Raw genomic sequence first — 22,987 nt, 5'->3', positions numbered from 1 at the left:
ATTGGCAGGCTGAGGCGCATGACCGTGAGCCTTCAAGTCTCCCACCAAGCCGCCGAAGACGGCGGGCTGCCTCCCGTCCGCCCTGCCCTGGGTGCCGTGGCCTGGAAGGAGATCGCCCATCTGCTGGTCAATCTTCCGCTGGCGCTTGCCGGGTTCCTCTACACCGTGTGCATGGTGTCGACCGCGGGTGGTCTGTCCGTGACCGCGATCGGTCTTCCGCTGCTCGCAGCCGGTTTGGCGGTGTCTCGCTGGTTGGGACGGTTCGAGCGGGCCCGGGCGCGGTGGCTCCTGGGCGTACGGGTGGAAGAGCCGAGCCCGCTGCCCGGGTGGCGGCGGTCCGGGGGGTTCTTCCCCTGGCTGTGGATCGCCGTGAAGGACCCGGTGGCCTGGCGGACGGTGCTGTTCGAGCTGGTGCGGCTGCCCTGGGGGGTGTTGACGTTCTCGGTGACGCTGACCGGGCTGTTCGTGCTGTGGCCGGTACTGCCGTACGTGTCGCGGGCCCTGTCGGACGTGGACCGGGCGATGGTACGGGGGCTGCTGTCGCCCTCTGACGGGCTGGAGCGGCGGATCGCGGAGCTGGAGTCCGACCGGGGGGTGGTGGTGGACACGGCCGCGGCCGACCTGCGGCGCATCGAGCGGGACCTGCACGACGGGGCACAGGCCCGGCTGGTGGCGCTGGCGATGGGGCTGGGCCTCGCGAAGGAGAAGCTGCTGGAGGACCCGGACGCGGCGGCGGCGATGGTCGACGAGGCCCACGGCGAGGTGAAGCTGGCCCTGCAGGAGCTGCGGGACCTGGCGCGGGGGATCCACCCGGCGGTGCTGACGGACCGGGGGCTGGACGCGGCGCTGTCGGCGGTGGCTTCGCGGTGCGCGGTGCCGGTGAAGGTGGCGGTGGACCTGCCGGAGCGGCCGGCGGCCGCGGTCGAGGGGATCGCCTACTTCACCGTGTCGGAGCTGCTGCAGAACATCAGCAAGCATGCCGGGGCCCGCGGCGCGGGCGTGGAGGTGTGGCGGGCGGACACCCGGCTGCTGATCCGCGTGTCCGACGACGGCCGGGGCGGTGCCGGTATCCGGCGGGGCGGCGGAACGGGCCTGGCGGGGCTGGCGGAGCGGATCGGGGCGGTGGACGGGGTGTTCGCGGTGGACTCCCCGGAGGGCGGGGGCACGGTGGTCACGGCGGAACTGCCGTGGCGCGCCCGCTGACCGGATGACCGGCGGATCCCCGGGGTGGGGTTAACCCCCGGGGGCGGACGCCGACCCGCCCGATGGTGCGCGGGCGCACGCGGGCGGGAGGGTGGGGACATACATCAGGCGCGGGGAAAGGCGGGGCGGGGATCATGGGTGTCGTTGCGGTGTTGCGGGCTCCGGTGGCGGGGCGGACCTGGCGGGAGCTGGGGTACCTGCTGCTCGGGCTGCCGCTGAGCATCTGCTACTTCACCGCCGCCGTGACCGGCGTCAGCCTCGGTGCCGGACTGCTCGTCACCTTCCTCGGGGTCCCCGTGCTTGCCGGGGTGCTCGCCCTGTGCCGCGGCTTCGGACGGATCGAGCGGGTCCGGGTGCGCGGGCTGCTCGGCGTGGACATGGCCGATCCCGCTCCCGTCCGGGCCGGCAAGCCGGGGCCGCTCGCCACCGTGGGGGCGCTGCTCAGGAACGGCAGCGCCTGGCGGCACGTCCTGTACTCCCTGGTCCACTTCCCGTGGGCGGTCTTCGGCTTCTGCGTGGCCGTGACCCTGTGGACGACCGGGTGGGCCCTCCTGCTGTACCCCGTCTGGTACTGGGTGTTCCCGGAGCACGCCGGCGAGCGCGAGGTCCTGGTGTTCCAGAACGGCGACCACGCGATCTCCCTGGATTCACCCACCGGGACGGCCCTGGCCTGCCTGGCCGGGCTCCTCGTCACCCTGGCCACGCCCTGGGTGATCCACGCCCTGGCCACCGTCGACCGGCTGCTGGTCGCCGCGCTGCTCGGCCCCTCCCGCCTCGACCACCGGGTCAGCGAGCTGGAGTCCGACCGGGGGGTCGTGGCCGACACGGCGGCGGCCGACCTGCGGCGCATCGAGCGGGACCTGCACGACGGGGCGCAGGCGCGGCTGGTGGCGCTGGCGATGGACCTGGGGCTCGCGAAGGAGAAGCTCGCGCAGGATCCGCAGGCCGCGGCGCGGATGGTGGACGAGGCCCACGGCGAGGTGAAGATCGCGCTCCAGGAGCTGCGTGACCTGGCCCGCGGGATCCACCCGGCGGTGCTGACCGACCGGGGGCTGGACGCCGCGCTGTCCTCCGTGGCCGCCCGGTGCACCGTCCCGGTGAAGGTGGCGGTGGATCTGGCCGAGCGGCCGGCGGCCGCGGTTGAGGGGATCGCCTACTTCACCGTGTCGGAGCTGCTGCAGAACACCAGCAAGCACGCGGGGGCCCGGGTCGCGAGCGTGGACGTGTGGCGGTCCGGGGACCGCCTGCTGATCCAGGTCGCCGACGACGGCCGCGGCGGCGCACGGACCGACGGGGCCGGGAGCGGGCTGGCGGGGCTCGCCGAACGGCTCGACGCCGTCGACGGGGTGCTGGTCGTGGACTCCCCCGTCGGTGGCGGCACCACCGTCACCGCCGAGCTGCCCTGGCGTGGGCGCTCGGCCTGACCGGCCCGGCGGCCGGCCGCCGGCATCCCGGCGGGCCCTCCCGGCTCGGCCGCCGCCCGGCTCCCCGGGGCACCGACCCGCAGCCGTTCGTTGATCCAATTACGCCTACACCGGCCCTTGAGGCTGGGATGCTTGGCTGGGACAGCGACAACGGGGATGTGCGGTGCGGATGCGGGAGCGGCGAGTCGTGGAAGACAGGGTGCGGGTGGTCATCGCCGAGGATTCGGTGCTGCTGCGTGAGGGGCTGACCCGGCTGCTGACCGACCGGGGGCATGACGTCGTGGCCGGCGTGTCCGACGCGGAGGCCCTGCTCAAGACGGTCGCCGAGCTGGCCGCGGAGGACGCGCTGCCGGATGTGGTGGTGGCCGACGTACGGATGCCCCCGACCCACACCGACGAGGGCGTACGGGCGGCGGTACGGCTCAGGCGCGAGCACCCCGGGATCGGGGTCCTGGTGCTGTCCCAGTACGTGGAGGAGCAGTACGCCACGGAACTGCTGGCCGGGTCCAGTACCGGCGTGGGGTACCTCCTCAAGGACCGGGTCGCCGACGTGCGGGAGTTCGTGGACGCCGTCGTCCGCGTGGCCCGGGGCGGCACCGCCCTGGACCCGGAGGTGGTGGCCCAGCTGCTCGGCCGCAGCCGCAAGCAGGACGTGCTGGCCGGTCTGACCCCGCGGGAGCGCGAGGTGCTGGGGCTGATGGCGGAGGGCCGGACCAATTCCGCCGTGGCCAAGCAGCTGGTGGTGAGCGACGGGGCGGTGGAGAAGCACGTCAGCAACATCTTCATGAAGCTCGGCCTGTCCCCCAGCGACGGGGACCACCGACGCGTCCTGGCCGTCCTGACCTATCTGCGCTCGTGACGGGCCGGGCGGGCCCGCGGGGGCCGTGATCGCGGATTTCCGCGCCGGTCCGGCCTTGATCGGAATCCTGATCGACTGACACCCTGTCAGGTACGGCGGTTACCGCGCCTGGCCGAAGGGGCTCGCACTATTTCCTGCACGGCGCGAGATCCCGGAACGTCTCGGAATCTCTCGGAATCTCTCGGAATCTCTCGGCATTCTTCCGACAGACCGCCGCAAGACGACGGTCCAGAATATGAGCGTCCCCGAGGAAGGTCATCCCGACCGACGTAGGGTTGGCCTTGGGAGCGGGAACGCCACGCCTCGAAGGAGGTCCAGTTCAGTGACCAGCCAGGTCAGTAGCCCAGCCGAACAGGCCGACGGCGCCGAAGGGGCTGTAGTCGGCGAGCAGCGGACACCCCCGGGCCCGGGCGGCAAGGAAGTGCGCCGCCTCGACCGGGTGATCATCCGGTTCGCGGGTGACTCGGGTGACGGCATGCAGCTCACCGGTGACCGGTTCACCTCGGAGACGGCGTCCTTCGGCAACGATCTCTCGACACTGCCGAATTTCCCGGCCGAGATCCGCGCGCCTGCCGGGACCCTGCCGGGCGTCTCCTCCTTCCAGCTGCATTTCGCCGACCACGACATCCTGACGCCGGGCGATGCCCCGAACGTACTGGTGGCGATGAATCCGGCGGCGCTGAAGGCGAACATCGGGGACGTGCCGCGGGGCGCGGAGATCATCATCAACACCGATGAATTCACCAAGCGCCCGATGGCGAAGGTCGGCTACGAAACCTCCCCGCTGGAAGACGGCTCCCTGGGGGCCTACAACATCCATCCGGTCCCGCTGACCACCCTCACGGTCGAGGCCCTGAAGGATTTCGGGCTGTCCCGCAAGGAGGCGGAGCGCAGCAAGAACATGTTCGCGCTGGGCCTGCTCAGCTGGATGTACCACCGGCCGACCGAGGGCACGGAGACCTTCCTGCGGCAGAAGTTCGCCAAGAAGCCGGAGATCGCCGAGGCGAACGTGGCGGCGTTCCGGGCGGGCTGGAACTTCGGCGAGACCACCGAGGACTTCGCGGTCTCGTACGAGGTGGCCCCGGCCACCCGCGCCTTCCCGACCGGCACGTACCGCAACATCTCCGGGAACCTCGCCCTGTCCTACGGGCTGATCGCGGCGAGCCGCCAGGCCGATCTGCCGCTCTACCTGGGCTCGTACCCGATCACCCCGGCCTCGGACATCCTGCACGAGCTGAGCCGGCACAAGAACTTCGGCGTGCGGACCTTCCAGGCCGAGGACGAGATCGCCGGCATCGGGGCGGCGCTGGGCGCGGCCTTCGGCGGGGCCCTCGGCGTGACGACCACCTCCGGTCCGGGCGTGGCGCTGAAGTCGGAGACGATCGGCCTGGCGGTCTCCCTGGAGCTGCCGCTGCTGATCGTGGACATCCAGCGCGGCGGCCCGTCCACCGGCCTGCCGACCAAGACGGAGCAGGCGGATCTGCTCCAGGCCATGTACGGCCGCAACGGCGAGGCTCCCGTCCCCGTCGTGGCCCCGCGCACTCCGGCGGACTGCTTCGACGCGGCGCTGGATGCGGCCCGGATCGCGCTGACGTACCGGACGCCGGTGTTCCTGCTGTCGGACGGGTACCTGGCCAACGGCTCCGAGCCGTGGCGGATCCCGGACGTGGCGGACCTGCCGGACCTGCGGGTGCGGTTCGCCTCCGGCCCCAACCACGAGCTCGCGGACGGCACCGAGGTCTTCTGGCCGTTCAAGCGCGACCCGCACACCCTGGCCCGGCCCTGGGCGGTCCCGGGCACGCCGGGCCTGGAGCACCGGATCGGCGGCATCGAGAAGCAGGACGGCACGGGCAACATCTCGTACGACCCGGCCAACCACGACCTCATGGTCCGCACCCGCCAGGCCAAGATCGACGGCATCGAGGTCCCGGACGTGGAGGTCGACGACCCCGACCAGGCCCGCACCCTCGTCCTGGGCTGGGGCTCCACCTACGGACCCATCACCGCCGCAGTACGCCGGCTGCGCGCCGCCGGGGTCCCCGTCGCGCAGGCCCACCTGCGCCACCTCAACCCCTTCCCGCGGAATCTGGGAGAGGTCCTGAAGCGTTACCAGAAGGTAGTGGTGCCGGAGATGAACCTCGGGCAGCTCGCGACCCTCATCAGGGCGAAGTACCTGGTCGACGCCCAGTCGTACAACCAGGTGAACGGAATGCCGTTCAAGGCGGAGCAGCTCGCGAAGGTTCTTGAGGAGGCCATCAATGACTGAGGTGACGGACGCTCCCACCCTGCTCTCCCTGGTGCCCAAGGCACAGGCCAAGCAGTCCATGAAGGACTTCAAGTCGGACCAGGAGGTCCGATGGTGCCCGGGCTGCGGGGACTACGCGGTGCTCGCGGCCGTGCAGGGCTTCATGCCCGAGCTGGGGCTGGCGAAGGAGAACATCGTCTTCGTCTCCGGCATCGGCTGCTCCTCCCGCTTCCCGTACTACATGAACACCTACGGGATGCACTCGATCCACGGCCGCGCCCCCGCCATCGCCACGGGCCTGGCCACCTCGCGCCGGGACCTGTCGGTGTGGGTGGTCACCGGTGACGGCGACGCGCTCTCCATCGGCGGCAACCACCTGATCCACGCCCTGCGGCGGAACGTCAACCTGAAGATCCTGCTGTTCAACAACCGGATCTACGGCCTGACCAAGGGCCAGTACTCGCCCACCTCCGAGGTCGGCAAGATCACCAAGTCCACGCCGATGGGCTCTCTCGACGCGCCCTTCAACCCGGTGTCGCTGGCGCTCGGCGCCGAGGCCTCCTTCGTGGCCCGCACGGTCGACTCCGACCGCAAGCACCTCACGGAGGTGCTGCGCGCGGCCGCCGACCACCAGGGAACGGCGCTGGTGGAGATCTACCAGAACTGCAACATCTTCAACGACGGCGCCTTCGAGGTCCTCAAGGACCAGGAGCAGGCCCAGGAGGCCGTGATCCGGCTGGAGCACGGCAAGCCGATCCGCTTCGGCGCCGACGGCCACAAGGGCGTCGTCCGCAACCCGGCCACCGGTGACCTTGAGGTCGTCGCGGTCACCCCGGAGAACGAGGCGCGGATCCTGGTGCACGACGCGACGCTCGCCAGCCCGACCACCGCGTTCGCCCTGTCCCGGCTGGCCGACCCCGACACGCTGCGGCAGACCCCGATCGGGGTGTTCCGCAATGTCGAGCGGCCCGTGTACGACACGCTCATGGCGGAGCAGCTCGATGCGGCGGTCGACGCCAAGGGCAAGGGCGACCTCAGCACGCTGCTGACCGGCAACGACACCTGGACGGTCGTCGGCTAGGGCGCCGCGAGCCGCCCGGCCGCAGAGCCGCCCGGCCCGTGAGCCGCCGAGCCCGGAGTTCCTCAGGAGCTCCGGGCTTCGTCGTACGCGGCGCGCGCCGCCTGCACGTCCGGGGTGCGCCGCTCGGTCCAGCGCGCGAGGGCCCACACCTGCTCGGCGGCCTCGCGCCCGAGGGGGGTGAGCGAGTAGTCCACCCGCGGGGGGATCACGGGCTTCACGTCGCGCAGCAGGAAGCCGTCGCGCTCCAGCGTCCGGAGGGTCTGGGTCAGCATCTTCTCGCTGACGCCGCCGATCTCGCGGCGCAGTTCGCCGAAGCGGTGGGAGCGCTCGACCAGGGCGGCCAGGACCAGGACGCCCCAGCGGCTGGTGACGTGTTCCAGCACGCCCCGCGAGGGGCACATCGGGGCCTTCACGGAGACTTCCCTGCTCACGTCCCTTACTCCCATGGCAGTAGCTTACTTTGAAGTGGGTACTTACGAAAGGTTAGCGCTTTCATTTAGCTTGGGGACACAGCCGGAACCGACCGCCCCCGCGACCGACGGACCCGGCAACGGACCCCACCGCAAGGAGCGCACCCCATGAGCATCGTCGTCACCGGAGCCACCGGAGCCCTCGGCCGCCTCGTCGTCGAGGAACTGCTGGAGCAGGTTCCGGCCGAGCGCATCGCCGTCGTCGTCCGCAGCAAGGAGAGGGCCGCCGACCTGGCCGCGCGCGGCGTCGAGGTGCGCATCGCGGACTACGACTCCCCCGAGACCCTGGCCGGCGCCTTCCGCGCCGGCGACCGCGTGCTGCTGATCTCCGGCAACGAGGTCGGGCGCCGCGTGCCGCAGCACGCCGCCGTCATCGAGGCCGCGAAGGCCGCCGGCGTCGCCCAGCTCGCCTACACCGGGATCCTCGGCGGCCCCGAGGCCGACTTCGACCTGGCCGCCGAGCACCAGGTCACCGAGCAGGCCATCCTCGACTCCGGCCTGCCGTACACCTTCCTGCGCAACGGCTGGTACCACGAGAACTACACGGGCCGGCTGGGCACGGTGCTGGAGCACGGCGCCGTCGTGGGCAGCGCGGGCGAGGGCCGGATCGCCTCTGCCGCGCGCGCCGACTACGCGGCCGCCGCGGCAGCCGTCCTAACCGGCGAGGGCCATCTGAACCGGGTCTACGAGCTGTCCGGCGACACCGCCTGGAGCCTGGCGGAGTACGCGGCCGAGGTCGCGGCGCAGTCCGGCAAGGAGGTGGCGTACTCCGAGGTCCCGGCGGACACGCACCGGTCGATCCTGACCGGCGCCGGGGTCCCCGAGGGCTTCGCGGCGATCCTCGTCGACGTGGACGCGGCGATCTCCCGCGGCCGACTGGCCCACACCGGCGGGGACCTGTCCCGGCTCATCGGGCGCCCGACCACCCCGGTGGCCCACGCGATCGCCTCGGCACTGGCCTGAGCCCGCCGGGCGCCCGTCCCGCAAGGCCGCGAAGATGTCATGAGTATCTCGGGTAGACGGGCATGACATCCGCCCCGTACGGCGCTACCTTCGTGAAGTTGGCCGAAACACGTACGGGAGGCCCCGTGAAGGCAGAGAACGAGCAGCGCACGGGTCTGCTCTACGGATTCGGCGCGTACGGGATGTGGGGGCTCGTCCCCCTCTTCTGGCCGCTCCTCAAGCCTTCGGGGGCCGTCGAGATCCTCGCCCACCGCATGGTGTGGTCGCTGGCCTTCGTCGGCGTGGTGCTGCTCGCACTGCGCCGCTGGGGCTGGATACGCGAGCTCCTGCGCCAGCCCCGCAAACTGGGCCTGACCGCCCTGGCGGCCTCGGTGATCTCCGTGAACTGGGGCCTCTACATCTGGGCCGTCAACCACGGGGCCGTGGTCGAGGCCAGCCTGGGGTACTTCATCAACCCGCTGGTCACCATCGGGATCGGCGTGCTGGTCCTCGGCGAGCGGCTGCGCCGCGCGCAGTGGGCGGCGGTCGGCATCGGCGCGGCCGCCGTGCTGGTGCTCGCCGTCGGGTACGGACGGCCGCCGTGGATCTCACTGGTGCTTGCCTTCTCCTTCGCCGCGTACGGGCTGATCAAGAAGAAGCTCGACATGGGCGGCGTGGAGTCGCTGGCCGCCGAGACCGCACTGCTGTTCCTGCCCGCGCTCGGTTACCTGCTGTGGCTGGGCGCGCAGGGCCGGTCCACCTTCGCCGCCGAGGGCCCCGGGCACTCCGCCCTGCTCGCCGCGACCGGGCTGGTCACCGCGATCCCGCTGGTGTTCTTCGGCGCGGCGGCGATCCGCGTTCCACTCTCCACCCTCGGGCTGCTCCAGTACATGGCCCCGGTGTTCCAGTTCGGGCTGGGCGTCCTGTACTTCCACGAGGCCATGCCGCCCGAGCGCTGGGCCGGGTTCTCCCTGGTCTGGGTGGCGCTCGCGCTGCTCACCTGGGACGCGCTGCGCACGGCGCGGCAGTCCCGGATCCGGCTCGACGCGCTGCGCGCCGCCGGGCCGTCGCCGGCCGCGCCGGCCCACGAGCCGGCGTAACACCGCGCCCCATACCCCCACGATCCCCGGTGCGGAACCTCCGCACCGGGGATCGTCCGTTTTCCGAACCACCCTGACCGGATCCCGGTCTTGACGCGCCGTCATATCTCACTCAACATCGGGCTCGCACTGACGCACGATCGCTCACCTGCGCCACCCCCGAACGTTCCGTTCCATCCCCAACGGAATCCCGGAGAGCCCCCACATGAGCCTGTCCGTCTCCCGGCGTCTTGCCGCCGTGACCGCCCTCGCGGTCGCCGGCCTGTTCGCCTCCACCGCCCCCGCCGCACTGGCCGCTCCCACGGCGGTCGCCGCGGCCCCGACTCCGCCCGACATCCCGCTGGCCAACGTCAAGGCGCACCTGGCCCAGTTCCAGAGCATCGCCAACGGCAACGGCGGGAACCGCGCCCACGGCAGGGCCGGGTACAAGGCCTCGATCGACTACGTGAAGGCGAAGCTGGACGCGGCCGGCTTCACCACCACGCTGCAGACCTTCACCTCCAGCGGCGCCACCGGCTACAACCTGATCGCCGACTGGCCGGGCGGCGACCCGAACTCCGTGCTGATGGCCGGTTCGCACCTGGACTCGGTGACCGCGGGTCCCGGCATCAACGACAACGGATCCGGTTCGGCCGCCGTACTGGAGACCGCGCTGGCCGTGTCGCGCGCTCAGCTCCAGCCCACCAAGCACCTGCGGTTCGGTTGGTGGGGAGCGGAGGAGCTGGGACTCGTCGGCTCCAAGTACTACGTCAACAACCTGCCGAGCGCCGAGAAGGCGAAGATCTCCGGCTACCTGAACTTCGACATGATCGGCTCTCCCAACCCGGGGTACTTCGTCTACGACGACGACCCGACGATCGAGCAGACCTTCAAGACCTACTTCGCGGGACTGAACATCCCGACGGAGATAGAGACCGAGGGCGACGGGCGCTCCGACCACGCCCCCTTCAAGAGCGCGGGCATCCCGGTCGGCGGCCTGTTCTCCGGCGCCGACTACACCAAGACCGCGGCGCAGGCCCAGAAGTGGGGCGGCACCTCCGGTCAGGCCTTCGACCGCTGCTACCACTCCTCCTGCGACACCACGGCGAACATCAACGACACCGCCCTGGACCGCAATTCCGACGCCATCGCCTACGCGATATGGAACCTCGGGGCGGCCACGCCGGTACCGCCCGGCCCGTCCTTCGAGAACACGGCGGACGTGAACATCCCGGACTCCCCCGGCGCCGCGGCGACCTCGCCGATCACGGTATCCGGCGTGACGGGGAACGCCCCGGCCACCACCAAGGTCGACGTGAACATCGTCCACACCTACCGCGGTGACCTGGTGGTCGACCTGATCGCCCCGGACGGCACGGCGTACCGGCTGAAGAACTCCTCCGGTTCGGACTCCGCGGACAACGTGGTGGCTTCCTACACGGTCAATGCCTCCGGCGAGGTCGCCAACGGCGTCTGGAAGCTCCAGGTCAAGGACGTCGCGGCGCAGGACGTCGGCTACATCAACAGCTGGAAGATCACCTTCTAGGAGGCGGGCGCCCGGGAGGGGCCGTCCCGCGGGGGCCGGCCGCCTAGGAGGACGCCCCCTGCGAGGACGGCCCGGCGGACTGCGGCTCCCGGATCAGGGCGCGCAGTTCCTCGGCCACCGCGCAGACGTCCGCGCGGCCCAGCTTCGCCGCCTCCACCAGGTCGCCGAGCTCCTCCGGGGAGGGCAGTTGCGTGGCTCCCGCCACCCGCAGGTAGGAGCGGGTGGCGGCGGCCGCGTAGAACTCGTTCATCGGCGATTCCAGCGCGGGGCACACGGCGAGCGTGTGCAGGAACGCAGCAGCCCGCCACGCGGTGTCCGGGGCGGGCTGTTCGGGCACCAGGACGAGGTCGTTCTGGTGCCGGGCGACCGCGGCGGCCACCCCGGAGGGATCCCATACGGCGGGATCGGACGGGAGATGGTGGGCCAGAGCCGTCCAGGCCCACTCCATGGTGATCTTCAATTGCCGAACCGCTCCTGGAAGTAGCCCCAGTGGTCGGCGAACTCCTCTATCCCGGAGAGGAAGTTCTTCCGGTCCTCGTCGAGTTCGCGTTCCGTCACCTCGGTGATCAGCGCGGTGACCGTCGTCCCCAGCGCCGCCGCGCGCGCCTTCAGGCGTTCGTGGAACTCTTCATCCAGGCGGATGGTGACGTGTCTCGACATGTCCTTCACCGTACAGCGGGGCCGCTGTACGGAGGGCCGGAACGGCCGAAGGGTGGGCAGGGACACAGTCCCCGCCCACCCTTCGGGCACACCCCTCACACGGGATTACTTGTTGGCGTCAGCCGCCTGCACCAGGGCGTCCTTGGTGACCGCGCCGACATAGACCTTGCCGTCGTCCGTGATCAGGGCATTGACCACGCGGGTCTTGAAGAGCCGGCCCTCGCCGAACTTCCCGCTGACCTTGTCCCCGAGGCTGCTCAGGAACTGCTTGGCTTCCTTGGGGGCGTTCTTGTCGTTCTCCAGCTCCTTGAGGCTCTTGCCGGCGCCCGTGTCGATGCGGGCGATCGTCGCCCAGCCCTCGCCGAGCACCTTCGTCTCGCCCTTGCCGCCCGCACCGCCGGTCAGGCCCTCAAGGCCGGGGAAGGAGTCCAGGCCCTTCCATTCCTTGCCGTCCTTGCCACCCTTGCCCGGGGCGTGGTCGGCGCCCTCGGTCACCTTGGCGCCCTTGGGCGCGGTGAAGGCGAAGGTGTCGGCGGACGGCTTGGCGAAGTCCACCTTGGTGAAGCCGGCGTCGACGATCGGCTTGCCGCCCTCGGTCGCCAGCAGCTGGACGCGGAGCGGGACGCCGTTCTTCGCATCCACCGCGATCTTGACCGAGGCGATCGTGGAGCCGCTCTGCTTCGGCTTCAGCACCAGCTGGTAGGCGTCCCGGCCGGCCACCTGCGCGGTGTCGCCCACGCTGACGTCCGTGGTCGGGCCCGCGGCCTTCAGGATGTCCTGGGCCAGCTGCTGGGGCGATCCGGCCGGTCCCTCGGCCGGCTTCCCGGCGTCCTGGTTCTTCTCGTGCCAGACCTCGTTGGCCTTGCTGTCGTATCCCCAGACGTCCGCGCCGTTGTGGACGACGCTGTACTCGTTCTTGCCGTCCACGAACGTGAGCTTCTGGCGGTCCGGCCCGTCGGCGGCGACCCGTACCGTGTGCGTACCGCTCGCCAACTGGGCGATCCGGTCCTCCGGGTTGGCCGAGCCGCCGGCCCCGCCGGCCCCGCCGAGCAGGCCGCTCGCCAGGGAGGGCAGGCCGAGGTCGGTGCTGATGCGCGCACTTCCGGACAGCTGCTGCACCTCCGAGGCCGCGATCTTCTCGATCAGCTGCTGGGCCGTCACCCCCGGCAGGTCCGGGCTGCCGGAGTTCGCGAAGGCCGGGACCATCGCCACGGTCGCGGCGGCCACACCCGCCACCGCGACCGGAACGGCATACCGTGCGGCCTTGCGGGTCTTTGCGTTCGTTGCCATGTCTGCCCTACCCCTTTGTCACCCGATCTGGTGGCGTTGTGCCTCTATCTGACCAAAGGGGAGGGGGTCGGGGCATCACTCCGCGGACTCAACTCCGCGTACGCCCCAGGGATGACACGCACCGGGCCCTGTGTCCCCTACCCGTAGGGGACACAGGGCCCGGGCCTCTGCCTTCGGTCGTACGCGGCTCACCGGAGCCGGGGTCCGTGCCGGCTAGCCGGCGCGGTGCACCACCGCGTCGCACAGCTCCTCCAGGGCCGACTTCGCGAAGCACTCGGGCAGCGGGGCGAGCGTGGCCCGTGCGTCCTGCGCGTAGCGGATGGTGTCCCGGCGGGCCTGTTCCAGCGCCGGGTGCACCCGCAGCCGGGAGAGCACCTCGACGTGCCGCGCGTCGTCGGTGAGGTCGCCGTCCAGGAGGCGTACGAGGTCGAGGTCCTCGGCGGCCCCGCCCTGGGCCGCCATCTCGCGCAGCCGCAGCACGGGCAGCGTGGGGATGCCCTCGCGCAGGTCCGTGCCCGGGGTCTTGCCGGACTCGTGGGAGTCGGAGGCGATGTCGAGGACGTCGTCGGCGAGCTGGAAGGCGGTGCCGAGGCGCTCCCCGTACTGGGTGAGGATGTCGACGACCGACTCGTCGGCGCCGGACATCAGCGCGCCGAACCGGCCGGAGACCGCGATCAGCGAGCCGGTCTTGCCGGCGATGACGTCGAGGTAGTGCTCGACGGGGTCGCGGCCGTCGCGCGGACCGGCCGTCTCCAGGATCTGGCCCGTCACGAGCCGCTCGAAGGCCTCGGCCTGGATGCGTACGGCCTCCGGCCCGAGGTCGGCCAGGATGTGCGAGGCGCGGGCGAAGAGGAAGTCACCCGTCAGGACGGCCACCGAGTTGCCCCAGCGGGCGTTGGCGCTGGCCACTCCGCGGCGGACGTCCGCCTCGTCCATGACGTCGTCGTGGTAGAGCGTCGCCAGATGGGTGAGCTCCACGACCACGGCGGAGGGCACCACTCCCGGCGCGTACGGATCGCCGAAACGGGCGGCGAGCATCACCAGCAGCGGCCGGAACCGCTTGCCGCCGGCCCGCACCAGGTGTTGTGCGGCCTCGGTGATGAAGGGGACTTCGCTCTTGGTGGCCTCCAGCAGACCCGCCTCGACGGCGGCCAGTCCGGCCTGGACATCGGTCTCAAGAGCCTGGTCCCGCACGCTCAGTCCGAACGGCCCGACGACGGTCACGAGGGGTACTCCTGTCTGCTGACGATCACGCTGACGATCACCTGGATTGTCGATGTGTCGCTGCCATCACTCAAGCCAGCGTATCCGGTCTGTTTTCGATCACCGAGAGCGCCCGTCATGTCGCCGCGCGCGCACCGCCCGATACACGCCGGTATGTTTCATGATGGGGCGGAACGACCGGAGCATGCCTTTCAGCCAGAACCGCCGACCGACCTGGCGGACCGGGGAGTCGAATCCGATGATCATCCGTACCGACTTCCCCTACGACACCGCCCACGAGGACGTCCGCATCCCCCTGCAGGACGGCGTCGAACTGTACGCCCGGATCTGGCGCCCCCGGACGGACGAGGCGGTTCCGGCGCTGCTGGAGTACCTGCCCGGCCGGTTGACGGACCGGACCGCCCCGCGCGACGCCCAGCGCCACCCGTGGTACGCGGGCCACGGTTACGCGTCGGTCCGGGTGGACGTACGGGGCCACGGCTGCAGCGGGGGGAATCCCGGCGACGCGTACGGCGCCCAGGAGGCGGCCGACGGGGCCGCGGTGGTGGAGTGGCTCGCGCAGCAGCCGTGGTGCACCGGCCCGGTGGGGATGTTCGGGATCGGGCGGGGCGGTACCGGCAGCCTCCGGATCGCCGCCCTGGCGCCGCCGGCCCTGAAGGCGGTGGTCGCGGTCTGCTCCACGGACGATCCCTACGAGAACGGCGTCCACTACTGGGGCGGCTCGGCGACGGCCGCGGGCATGTGCGCGCGGTCGGCGGCCCTGACGGCCTTCGCCGCGCGCCCGCCGGATCCGCTGTTCGCCGGTGACGGCTGGCGCGAGCAGTGGCTCGCACGGCTGGAAGCGGTCGAGCCGCCGCTCCACACCTGGTTGGCGCACCAGACCCGGGACGCGTACTGGCACCTCGGCAGTGCCGGCGAGGACCTCGGGGCGGTCGGCGCGGCGGTGCTGGCGGTGGGCGGCTGGCACGACCCCTTCCGGGACACGGTGCTGCGGCTGCTGTCCGCCCTGCCCGCCGACCGGGTGCGCGGGCTGATCGGCCCGTGGGCGCACCGGTACCCGGACCACGGGCTGTCGCCCGGCCCGGCCGTCGGCTTCCTCCAGGAGACGCTGCGGTGGTGGGACCACTGGCTCAAGGGCGCCGACAACGGGGTGATGGACGAGCCCCTGCTGCGTTCCTGGATCTCGGGGTCGCACCGGCCGGCGACGGCGTACGAGCACCTGGAGGGCCGCTGGGTCGGCGACCCGGCGTGGCCTTCCCCGGCCGTCGCCCCCGTCACCTACGGGCTCCAGGGCGCACCGGTGATCGTGGCCTCGCCCCAGTACACGGGCGTGGACGCCGGGCGGTTCGTCCCCTCCGGCGACGACGCCGACCTGCCGCCCGACCAGCGGGAGGAGGACGCGAAGTCGGCGTGCTTCGAGTTCCCCGTGCCGGACGCCGGCCCGGTGGAGGTCCTGGGTCGGCCGCAGGTCACCCTCCGGCTGCGGCTGGACGTGCCCTACGGGCAGGTGGTGGCGCGGCTGTGCGACGTGGCCCCGGACGGCGCTTCCACCCTGGTCACGCGCGGGGCGCTGAACCTCTCGGCGCGCCAGGGCCGGGAGAAGGCGGTGCCGTGGCCGCTGGGCGCCTTCGAGGACGTGTCCTTCGAGCTGAGCGCCATCGGGCACGCCTTCCCGCCGGGCCACCGGATCCGGCTCGCGCTCTCCTCGGCGTACTGGCCCTGGGTCTGGCCGCGGGCCGGTTCGGAGGCGGGCTGGACGCTGGAACCGGCGGGCAGCGCCCTGACCCTGCCGGTGCGGTCCGCGGCCGCCGGCGCGGCGGACTCCGGGATCGTGTTCGAGGCCCCGGAACAGGCGCCGCCGCTGGCGGTGGCGGTTCCGGCCACGCTGGACGAGCCGGTGCCCGGGCGGCTCGTCGTACGGGACGTCGCGAGCGGGACGTGGCGCCTGGAGGTGGATCCCCGGTACGGGGGCACGCGCATCTACCCGGACGGGCTGGAGGTCGTCGACGACGCGCTGGACGTGTACGAGATCCAGGAGGCGGATCCGCTGTCGGCGCGGACCCGCTCGGACTGGCGGATCCGCATGCACCGGCCCGAACCGGCGTGGGACACGCAGGTCGAGACGCATGCGGAGACCACCTGCGACGAGGGCGGCTTCGTCGTGGCGAACGAGGTGGTGTGCAGGGAGGGCGACGAGGTGGTCTTCCACCGCACGTGGCAGCGCCGCCTCCCCCGCGCGGCGACCTGAGGGCCGGACGGCCGGCGCCCGGACCTGAGGGGGTAGCCCCCTCAGCCGAACAGCCGCTCCAGGACCACCGCGATGCCGTCGTCCTCGTTGGACAGCGTGACCTCGTCGGCCACGGCCACCAGCTCCCGGTGCGCATTGGCCATCGCCACCCCGCGCGCCGCCCACGCGAACATCGGGATGTCGTTCGGCATGTCACCGAAGGCGATCGTCGACCCCGCCGCCGCGCCCAGGACCTCCGCCGCCAGCGCCAGCCCGCTCGCCTTGTCCACGCCCGGCGGCTGGAGTTCCACGGTGTGCTCCCCCGCCATCGTCACGTTGACCAGGTCCCCGACCACCGACCGCGCCACCCGCGTCAGTTCGTCGTCGTCCAGTTCCGGGTGCTGGAGCAGCACCTTGTTGATCGGCGAGGCCCACAGGTCGGACCGGCGCCGCACCCGCACGGTCGGCAGGTGCGGGTGCCACATCCGGTAGCCGGGCCCTATCAGCATCTCCGCGTCCACGCCCTCCTGGTTGACCGCCGCGTAGACCTCCCCGATCTCCGCCTCGATCTTGCCCAGCGCCACCTCCGCCAGGTCCCGGTCCAGCGGAACGGAGTGCAACAGGCGCGCGCCCGCCACGTCGTACACCTGCGCGCCCTGCCCGCACACCGCGAGCCCCGTGTAACCGAGGCCGTCCAGCACGTGCCGGACCTGGGGAACGGGGCGCCCGGTGACGATGATGTGCTGGGCGCCCGCGGCGCGCGCCCGCGCGAGCGCCGCGTACGAGCGGGCCGAGACGGTGTCTCCGGCGCGCAGCAGGGTCCCGTCCAGATCGGTGGCCACGAGTGCGTAGGGGAGGGCGGAATGCACGGCGGAATGCACGGAAGTCACGGCGGAAGTCACGGGCGCAAGGATACGGACCCCATTGGACAAGTCCTACAAATAGCGCCCGAATCCGGCCTCCCGCAGGCCCCACCAGCCACGTAACGTGTCAACAAGCCCCCGGGACACCCCCGGACCACATCGAAAGCGAGGCAGCACCCCATGCCCCAGCAGAGCCCCCTCGATGTCCCCGAGGGCGACCCGTTCGGGCCGCACAACCTCCCGTACGGCGTCTTCTCCACGCCCGAGGAGCCGCGCCACCGCATCGGTGTGCGCATCGGCGGCCACGTGCTCGACGCGGGGGCGGTCGCGGCCGCGCTCGGCTCCCCGTACGCCGCACTGCTCGGGCAGACCTCCCTCAATCCGCTGCTGGCCGCCGGCCGCCCCGTCTGGCGCGACGTGCGGCGTGCGCTGACCGCCTGGGTGACCGACCCGGGCCACCGCGCGACGGTCGAGCCGCACCTGACGCCGCTGGACGCCGTCACCCTGCACCTGCCCTACGAGGTCGCCGACTACGTCGACTTCTACGCGAGCGAGCACCACGCCACCAACGTCGGCAGGATCTTCCGCCCCGACGGCGACGCGCTGACGCCCAACTGGAAGCACCTGCCGATCGGTTACCACGGCCGCTCCGGCACCATCGTCGTCTCCGGCACCGAGGTCGTGCGCCCCAGCGGCCAGCGCAAGGCACCCGCCGACCCGGCGCCCGTCTTCGGGCCGTCGGTCAAGCTCGACATCGAGGCCGAGGTGGGCTTCGTCGTCGGCACCCCCTCCGAACTGGGCCGTCCGGTGCCGCTCGGCGAGTTCGAGGACCACGTCTTCGGGCTGTTCCTGCTCAACGACTGGTCGGCGCGCGACATCCAGGCCTGGGAGTACGTGCCGCTGGGCCCCTTCCTCGGCAAGTCCTTCGCCACCTCCGTCTCCGCCTGGGTGACCCCGCTGGACGCCCTGGAGGCCGCCCGGGTCACCCCGCCCGCCCGGGACTTCCCGCTGCTGCCCTACCTCGACGACGCCGGGGCCGAGACCCCCGGCGGCTTCGACCTGCACATCACCGTCTCCATCAACGGGCAGGAGGTCGCGCAGCCGCCCTTCGCGTCGATGTACTGGACCGCCGCGCAGCAGCTCGCGCACATGACGGTCAACGGGGCCTCCCTGCGGACGGGCGACGTGTACGGCTCCGGCACGGTCAGCGGCCCCGAGGTCGGCCAGCGCGGCTCCCTGCTGGAGCTGACGTGGAACGGACGCGACGCCGTCGAGCTCGCCGACGGCAAGCGCACCTTCCTGGAGGACGGGGACACCGTCACCCTCACCGCCTGGGCCCCGGGCCCCGACGGCACCCGGGTCGGCCTCGGCGAGGTCACCGGCCGCATCGTGGGATCCCGCTAGTCCGAAGTGTGAACGGCGGGGTGGCGGATCTTTCCGCCACCCCGCCGAAACCGCAGGTCACAGCCCCGCCCCCGGACCACGGGGTGGCGCAATACTGCTGCAACACCACGGCCGCCGAACCGCCGGTACGTTCCCTGCCATGCCAGCCGAACGCACCTCCGCACACACCGCCCCGGTCGCCGCCGCGCGCCGGCGGCGGCTGCGCGCGGACCAGGCGCGGCAGCTCGCCGACCTGCTGCGCCACCAGATCCTGGCCGGCGGCTACCCCGGCGGGGTCCTTCCCCTGGAGGACCGCCTCGCCGCCGAGTACGGCGCCGGGCGCAACACCGTCCGCCAGGCCCTCGACCTGCTGCGCGGGGAACGGCTCGTCGAACGCAGGCCCGGGGTCGGGACCGTCGTCGTCTGCGAGAAGTACCCGCACGGCCTCGACCGCCTCCAGGGCCTGGCCGAAACCCTGCACGAGCACGGCAGGGTCACCAACGAGGTCCGCACGGTCGGCCCGGTGCGGGCCCCCGCCCCCGTCGCCGGCCGGCTGGGCCTGCCCGAGCACACCGAGGTGCTCTACATCGAGCGGCTGCGGCGCCTGAACGGCCTGCCGCTCTCCCTCGACCTCACGTACGTCCCGCTGGACGTCGGCGCCGGACTGCTCGACTGCGACCTGGAGAACACCGACGTCTTCCGGCTGCTGGAAACCCTGTCCGGGCAGCCGCTCGGCCACGCCGAGATCACCCTGGAAGCCGTCAACGCCGACGCGCACTCCGCCGCCGTCCTCAACGCCCCGCGCGGAGCCGCGGTCCTGCTGCTGGAGCGGCTCACCCACCTGCGCGACGGGCGCCCCGTGGACCTGGAGTTCATCCGCTTCCGCGGCGACCGGATCACCATGGGCGGCCTGCTCCACCGCTCCCTGTGAAGCCCCTCCCCTCCCGCCCCCGTCCCGCCACGCCCCCCCCTTCGCCAAGACCCTTCCCTGGAGACAGCCATGCCTCTGGTCCCCCAGCGCGGCGACGTGCCCGTGACCATCGACGAGTCCCTGTGCATCGACGGCTGCACCCTCTGCGTCGACATGTGTCCGCTCGACTCGCTCGCGATCCACCAGGACAGCGGCAAGGCCTACATGCACGTGGACGAGTGCTGGTACTGCGGCCCCTGCGCCGCCCGCTGTCCCACCGGCGCGGTGACCGTCAACATGCCCTACCTGCTCCGGTGAAAGGCCCCCTCCCCATGCGCAGCACCAGAACCCCCGTACGCCTCGTCCTTGCCCTCGCCGCCCTCCTCGCCCCGCTGGCCACCGCGTGCGGCAGTGCGTCCGGGGCGGACGGCGCCAAGACCGTCACCGTGACCGTCGGCTACCAGTCCAAGACCATCAACACCGTCACCGCCGGCACCCTGCTGCGCTCCCTCGGCTACTTCGAGCAGGAGCTCGCGGCCCGCGGCAAGAAGGACGGTGTCACGTACAAGGTCGACTGGCAGGACTACGCCACCGGCGCGCCCATCACCGCGCAGATGACCGCCGGGAAGATCGACATCGGTTCGATGGGCGACTTCCCGCTGCTGATCAACGCCGCGCGCGGCCGCGAGCTGAAGCAGCCCACCCGACTGGTCTCCGTCACCGGCTACAACCTGCGCGGCGGCCTCAACACCGTGGTCACGGCCCCTGATTCGAAGCTGGAGTCGCTCGCCGACCTGCGCGGCAAGAAGGTGTCGACCTCTGTCGGCTCGGCCGCGGACGGCACCCTCGTACGGGCCCTGCAGCGCGCCGGGATCGACCCGTCGAGCGGCATCCAGAAGCTCAACCAGCAGCCCAGCGTGGGCGCTTCGGCCCTCCAGGCAGGCAGCGCGGACGCGCTGTCGCAGTTCGTAGCGTGGCCGGGGCAGCTGGCGTACGAGGGGAAGGCGAGAGCCCTCTACGACGGCGCCGAGCTGAACGTGCCGACCTTCCACGGGGTCACGGTGCGCGAGAAGTTCGCCGCGCAGCGGGCGGGTGTGCTGGACGACTTCCTGCGGGCGCAGCGCAAGGCGACCGACTATTTGCGGACGAACCCGGTCGCGGCGGCCGAGTCGGTGGCGAAGGAGACGGGGCTGCCGGCCGAGGTCGTCTACCTCTACAACGGCGCCCACGGCATCGCGACCTTCGACCCGGCGCTGCGCCCGGAGTTGGTCGCGGCGCTGAAGGCGGACGTGCCGGTGCTGAAGGACGCGAAGCTGGTGGCGGACGTGGACGTGGACGCCTTCGTGGACCCGGCTCCCCTGAAGCGGGTCGCCGCGGGCCAGGACTATCCGGTGGCCGCACCCGCCCGCGCCGAGCTCTGGCGGCGCGGCCAGGCCCGCGCGGAGTCCTTCGACTCCCCGCGCGAGCTCCTCAAGGCGGCGAAGGGGGCCGACGTCCGGGCGGCCTACGTACCGGACGCGGTGACCGGAACCCTCTGGTTCGCGGACCAGGCGGTCTGGGTGGCCGAGGGCTCCGACCTGCGGGCCTTCGTCACCCGGGCGGGCGCCACGGCGTACGTCGACCGGCACCGGGAATCCGGGGCGCGGATCGTGGGCTTCGCCGAGGCCGGAGCCCTGGCCTCATGACCCCGGGGCGCCGACTGCTGCGCGCGGCCTCGCTCGGGGCGGCCCTGGTCGCATGGCAGGGGCTGACCTCGTGGGACGTGAACCTGGTGCTGCTGCGGTTCGAGCAGTTCCCGACGGTGGGCGAGGTCGCGTCGAGGCTCCTGGAGCGGGCGTCGACCGGTCCGTACTGGCAGGACCTCGGCTCCAGCCTGAGCCGGATCGTGACGGGCTTCGTGCTGGCCGCGGTGCTGGGCGTGGCGGCGGGCACGGCCATCGCGCGCTCCCGGACGGCCGCGGACCTGCTGGGGCCGCTGGTTGAGGTGCTGCGGCCGATCCCGGCGATCGCGCTGGTGCCGGTGGCGATCCTGCTGTTCCCCTCGAACGAGCAGGGGATCGTCTTCATCACCTGCTCGGCGGCCTTCTTCCCGGTGCTGGTCTCGACCCGGCACGCGGTGGCGGCACTGTCGCCAGTGTGGGAGGAGGCGGTCCTGACGATGGGCGGGGGGCGGTCGCGGGTCCTGTTCTCGGTGGTCCTGCCGGGCGCCCTGCCGGGCATCTTCGGCGGGCTGTCGGTGGGGATGGGCGTGGCGTGGATCTGCGTGATCTCCGCCGAGATGATCTCGGGGGAGTACGGGGTCGGGTACCGGACCTGGCAGGACTACACGGTGGTGGACTACCCGGCGGTGTTCGTCGGGATGGTCACCATCGGCGCGCTGGGCTGGCTGACCTCGACGGCGGTGGAACGGGCGGGCCGCCGCCTGACCCACTGGCTCCCGGCGCAGGGCCCGGCGGGGCCGGCGCCGCGGCCGGTCCCCCGACTCCGCGGCCCACACCCCGGCCAGGAGCCCACCGCCGACCCCCGGCCCGGGCAGCCCGATCCGCGCCACCGCCCCCGAACCCCGGCCCGCACGCCCGACCCCGTTGCCCGCAGCACACCCTGACCCGGTCGCCTCACCCCCCAACCCGGAGCCGGGAACCGGCCCCCCGTCCGCACCCGGGCGCTCAGCCCGCCGCGGCTGCGGGCGCGGGGCCGCTGGACGGGCCGGTTCGCCCGCCCTGCCGCCGCCCCGGGGGCTCCGCCCCAGCCGTCCCGGCGGCGCCCCGTCCCGCCCGTACGCACCCCGCACTCGGAGGAAGGCAGCCCATGCCCGCACCCGCACCCGCCCCCACGGCCGTTCCGGCCGGCGCCGCCCTCCGCCTCGACGGCGTACGGCTGGGCCGCCCCGGCGCTGCCGTTCTGGACCGGCTCGACCTCGACGTCCGGCCTGGCGAGGTGCTGGCCGTCGTAGGCCCCTCCGGCTGCGGGAAGTCGACGCTGCTGCGCACCCTCGCCGGGCTGCTGCCGCCGCTCGGCGGGAGGGCCGAGCAGGACGGCCGTCCCATCACCGGGCCGGACGCCGAACGGGCCCTCGTCTTCCAGGACGACGCCCTGCTGCCCTGGCGGACGGCCCGCGCCAACGTCGAACTCCCCCTCGCCATCCGCGGGACCCCCCGCGCCGACCGCCGCACCGCCGCCGCGGACTGGCTGGCCCGCGTCGGCCTCGCCGACCACGCGCACAAGCTCCCGCACCGGCTCTCCGGCGGCCAGCGCCAGCGCGTACAGCTGGCCCGCGCCCTCGTCGCGCGCCCCCGCGCCGTCCTCATGGACGAGCCGTTCGGGGCGCTGGACGCCCAGACCCGCTCGGAGATGCAGGACCTCCTCGTCGACGTCCTCGCCGGGACCGGCGCGACCGTCGTCTTCGTCACCCATGACGTGGACGAGGCGCTGTTCCTCGGCGACCGCATCGCCCTCCTCGGCTCCGGCGGCGAGGTGCTCGACGTACCGCACCCGCGGCAGCGCGACACCGACCGCTCCCCGCTCCGGCAGCAGATCCTCAACTCCCTCTGAACCCCGCCCCCGCCACCGCACCCGCACCC

General features: G+C 72.4%; 21 protein-coding genes. 15 read left to right on the top strand and 6 right to left on the bottom strand.

Annotation, left to right across the window (positions count from 1 at the left end; translation table 11 throughout):
- Positions 1 to 18: 18 nt before the first annotated feature.
- From AB0B01_RS16790 to AB0B01_RS16770, 5 genes are all read left to right on the top strand, one after another.
- The gene (locus AB0B01_RS16790) at positions 19 to 1,203 is read left to right on the top strand and encodes a sensor domain-containing protein (protein WP_361718801.1); all 1,185 of its coding nucleotides are present in this window, start codon (positions 19 to 21) and stop codon (positions 1,201 to 1,203) included.
- 134 nt (positions 1,204 to 1,337) lie between these two features.
- Positions 1,338 to 2,627 carry a sensor domain-containing protein gene (locus tag AB0B01_RS16785; RefSeq protein ID WP_361718798.1) on the top strand — a complete coding sequence of 430 codons (1,290 nt, stop codon included), beginning with the start codon at positions 1,338 to 1,340 and terminating at the stop codon, positions 2,625 to 2,627.
- Positions 2,628 to 2,826: 199 nt separating this feature from the next.
- The gene (locus AB0B01_RS16780) at positions 2,827 to 3,486 is read left to right on the top strand and encodes a response regulator transcription factor (protein ID WP_361718887.1); all 660 of its coding nucleotides are present in this window, start codon (positions 2,827 to 2,829) and stop codon (positions 3,484 to 3,486) included.
- 322 nt (positions 3,487 to 3,808) lie between these two features.
- Positions 3,809 to 5,752, top strand: a complete 1,944-nt coding sequence (locus AB0B01_RS16775) for a 2-oxoacid:acceptor oxidoreductase subunit alpha (protein WP_361718796.1) — start codon at positions 3,809 to 3,811, stop codon at positions 5,750 to 5,752.
- Entirely contained in the window at positions 5,745 to 6,812 is a 1,068-nt protein-coding gene (locus AB0B01_RS16770; protein WP_361718793.1) for a 2-oxoacid:ferredoxin oxidoreductase subunit beta, read from the top strand. The genes AB0B01_RS16775 and AB0B01_RS16770 overlap by 8 nt, the downstream gene beginning before the upstream one ends.
- A 62-nt stretch (positions 6,813 to 6,874) precedes the next feature.
- Here AB0B01_RS16770 and AB0B01_RS16765 read toward each other — a convergent pair whose 3' ends face one another.
- Positions 6,875 to 7,258, bottom strand: a complete 384-nt coding sequence (locus AB0B01_RS16765) for a helix-turn-helix domain-containing protein (RefSeq protein WP_361718791.1) — start codon at positions 7,256 to 7,258, stop codon at positions 6,875 to 6,877.
- Between the two features lie 132 nt (positions 7,259 to 7,390).
- Between AB0B01_RS16765 and AB0B01_RS16760 the strand changes: the two genes are divergently transcribed.
- The 3 genes from AB0B01_RS16760 (at position 7,391) to AB0B01_RS16750 (ending at position 10,849) form a co-directional block, all read left to right on the top strand.
- Positions 7,391 to 8,245 (top strand): SDR family oxidoreductase, encoded by an 855-nt coding sequence (locus AB0B01_RS16760; protein WP_361718788.1) that lies wholly within the window; start codon positions 7,391 to 7,393, stop codon positions 8,243 to 8,245.
- A 125-nt stretch (positions 8,246 to 8,370) separates the two neighbouring features.
- Entirely contained in the window at positions 8,371 to 9,324 is a 954-nt protein-coding gene (gene rarD / locus AB0B01_RS16755) for an EamA family transporter RarD (RefSeq protein WP_361718785.1), read from the top strand.
- 205 nt (positions 9,325 to 9,529) lie between these two features.
- Complete coding sequence (locus AB0B01_RS16750) at positions 9,530 to 10,849, top strand: M28 family metallopeptidase (protein ID WP_361718782.1); 1,320 nt, start codon at positions 9,530 to 9,532, stop codon at positions 10,847 to 10,849.
- Positions 10,850 to 10,892: 43 nt separating this feature from the next.
- On the opposite strand, the gene AB0B01_RS16745 is transcribed toward AB0B01_RS16750, so the two are convergent.
- The 4 genes from AB0B01_RS16745 to AB0B01_RS16730 all read right to left on the bottom strand — a co-directional run bounded on the left by AB0B01_RS16745 (position 10,893) and on the right by AB0B01_RS16730 (position 14,023).
- A complete protein-coding gene (locus AB0B01_RS16745) occupies positions 10,893 to 11,309 on the bottom strand; it encodes a hypothetical protein (protein WP_361718779.1) in 417 nt (138 codons plus the stop codon).
- A complete protein-coding gene (locus AB0B01_RS16740) occupies positions 11,306 to 11,509 on the bottom strand; it encodes a ribbon-helix-helix domain-containing protein (protein WP_225884906.1) in 204 nt (67 codons plus the stop codon). The genes AB0B01_RS16745 and AB0B01_RS16740 overlap by 4 nt, the downstream gene beginning before the upstream one ends.
- A 105-nt stretch (positions 11,510 to 11,614) precedes the next feature.
- A complete protein-coding gene (locus tag AB0B01_RS16735; RefSeq protein ID WP_361718776.1) occupies positions 11,615 to 12,799 on the bottom strand; it encodes a DUF2092 domain-containing protein in 1,185 nt (394 codons plus the stop codon).
- Positions 12,800 to 13,012: 213 nt separating this feature from the next.
- Positions 13,013 to 14,023: a polyprenyl synthetase family protein gene (locus tag AB0B01_RS16730; protein WP_361718773.1), complete on the bottom strand. Its 1,011-nt coding sequence runs from the start codon at positions 14,021 to 14,023 to the stop codon at positions 13,013 to 13,015.
- Positions 14,024 to 14,261: 238 nt separating this feature from the next.
- On the opposite strand from AB0B01_RS16730, the gene AB0B01_RS16725 reads away from it, so the two are divergent.
- Positions 14,262 to 16,271, top strand: a complete 2,010-nt coding sequence (locus AB0B01_RS16725) for a CocE/NonD family hydrolase (RefSeq protein ID WP_361718770.1) — start codon at positions 14,262 to 14,264, stop codon at positions 16,269 to 16,271.
- Positions 16,272 to 16,312: 41 nt separating this feature from the next.
- Here AB0B01_RS16725 and AB0B01_RS16720 read toward each other — a convergent pair whose 3' ends face one another.
- Entirely contained in the window at positions 16,313 to 17,119 is an 807-nt protein-coding gene (locus AB0B01_RS16720) for an HAD family hydrolase (protein ID WP_361718884.1), read from the bottom strand.
- Positions 17,120 to 17,293: 174 nt separating this feature from the next.
- Here AB0B01_RS16720 and fahA point away from each other — a divergent pair, with 174 nt between their 5' ends.
- The 6 genes from fahA (at position 17,294) to AB0B01_RS16690 (ending at position 22,958) form a co-directional block, all read left to right on the top strand.
- Entirely contained in the window at positions 17,294 to 18,517 is a 1,224-nt protein-coding gene (gene fahA, locus AB0B01_RS16715; protein WP_361718767.1) for a fumarylacetoacetase, read from the top strand.
- Positions 18,518 to 18,656: 139 nt separating this feature from the next.
- Entirely contained in the window at positions 18,657 to 19,427 is a 771-nt protein-coding gene (locus tag AB0B01_RS16710) for a GntR family transcriptional regulator (RefSeq protein ID WP_361718764.1), read from the top strand.
- A gap of 69 nt (positions 19,428 to 19,496) precedes the next feature.
- Entirely contained in the window at positions 19,497 to 19,724 is a 228-nt protein-coding gene (locus tag AB0B01_RS16705; RefSeq protein ID WP_030298062.1) for a ferredoxin family protein, read from the top strand.
- Between the two features lie 14 nt (positions 19,725 to 19,738).
- Entirely contained in the window at positions 19,739 to 21,091 is a 1,353-nt protein-coding gene (locus tag AB0B01_RS16700; RefSeq protein ID WP_361718760.1) for an ABC transporter substrate-binding protein, read from the top strand.
- A complete protein-coding gene (locus AB0B01_RS16695) occupies positions 21,088 to 22,011 on the top strand; it encodes an ABC transporter permease (RefSeq protein ID WP_361718757.1) in 924 nt (307 codons plus the stop codon). The genes AB0B01_RS16700 and AB0B01_RS16695 overlap by 4 nt, the downstream gene beginning before the upstream one ends.
- A gap of 203 nt (positions 22,012 to 22,214) precedes the next feature.
- Positions 22,215 to 22,958, top strand: coding sequence for an ABC transporter ATP-binding protein (locus AB0B01_RS16690; protein ID WP_361718754.1), 744 nt, complete (start codon positions 22,215 to 22,217; stop codon positions 22,956 to 22,958).
- Positions 22,959 to 22,987: the final 29 nt, after the last annotated feature.

The organism is Streptomyces sp. NPDC044571 (genome assembly GCF_040647115.1).
GTDB lineage: Bacteria > Actinomycetota > Actinomycetes > Streptomycetales > Streptomycetaceae > Streptomyces.
This window is presented reverse-complemented; position numbering and strand designations above follow the sequence as displayed.

Excerpts from the sequence above, each read along its gene's own strand:
- AB0B01_RS16790 (WP_361718801.1), top strand. The coding sequence starts at position 19 with ATGACCGTGAGCCTTCAAGTCTCCCACCAAGCCGCCGAAGACGGCGGG.
- AB0B01_RS16785 (WP_361718798.1), top strand. The coding sequence starts at position 1,338 with ATGGGTGTCGTTGCGGTGTTGCGGGCTCCGGTGGCGGGGCGGACCTGG.
- AB0B01_RS16770 (WP_361718793.1), top strand. The coding sequence starts at position 5,745 with ATGACTGAGGTGACGGACGCTCCCACCCTGCTCTCCCTGGTGCCCAAG.
- AB0B01_RS16765 (WP_361718791.1), bottom strand. The coding sequence starts at position 7,258 with ATGGGAGTAAGGGACGTGAGCAGGGAAGTCTCCGTGAAGGCCCCGATG.
- AB0B01_RS16760 (WP_361718788.1), top strand. The coding sequence starts at position 7,391 with ATGAGCATCGTCGTCACCGGAGCCACCGGAGCCCTCGGCCGCCTCGTC.
- AB0B01_RS16750 (WP_361718782.1), top strand. The coding sequence starts at position 9,530 with ATGAGCCTGTCCGTCTCCCGGCGTCTTGCCGCCGTGACCGCCCTCGCG.
- AB0B01_RS16740 (WP_225884906.1), bottom strand. The coding sequence starts at position 11,509 with ATGTCGAGACACGTCACCATCCGCCTGGATGAAGAGTTCCACGAACGC.
- AB0B01_RS16735 (WP_361718776.1), bottom strand. The coding sequence starts at position 12,799 with ATGGCAACGAACGCAAAGACCCGCAAGGCCGCACGGTATGCCGTTCCG.
- AB0B01_RS16725 (WP_361718770.1), top strand. The coding sequence starts at position 14,262 with ATGATCATCCGTACCGACTTCCCCTACGACACCGCCCACGAGGACGTC.
- fahA (WP_361718767.1), top strand. The coding sequence starts at position 17,294 with ATGCCCCAGCAGAGCCCCCTCGATGTCCCCGAGGGCGACCCGTTCGGG.
- AB0B01_RS16710 (WP_361718764.1), top strand. The coding sequence starts at position 18,657 with ATGCCAGCCGAACGCACCTCCGCACACACCGCCCCGGTCGCCGCCGCG.
- AB0B01_RS16705 (WP_030298062.1), top strand. The coding sequence starts at position 19,497 with ATGCCTCTGGTCCCCCAGCGCGGCGACGTGCCCGTGACCATCGACGAG.
- AB0B01_RS16700 (WP_361718760.1), top strand. The coding sequence starts at position 19,739 with ATGCGCAGCACCAGAACCCCCGTACGCCTCGTCCTTGCCCTCGCCGCC.
- AB0B01_RS16695 (WP_361718757.1), top strand. The coding sequence starts at position 21,088 with ATGACCCCGGGGCGCCGACTGCTGCGCGCGGCCTCGCTCGGGGCGGCC.
- AB0B01_RS16690 (WP_361718754.1), top strand. The coding sequence starts at position 22,215 with ATGCCCGCACCCGCACCCGCCCCCACGGCCGTTCCGGCCGGCGCCGCC.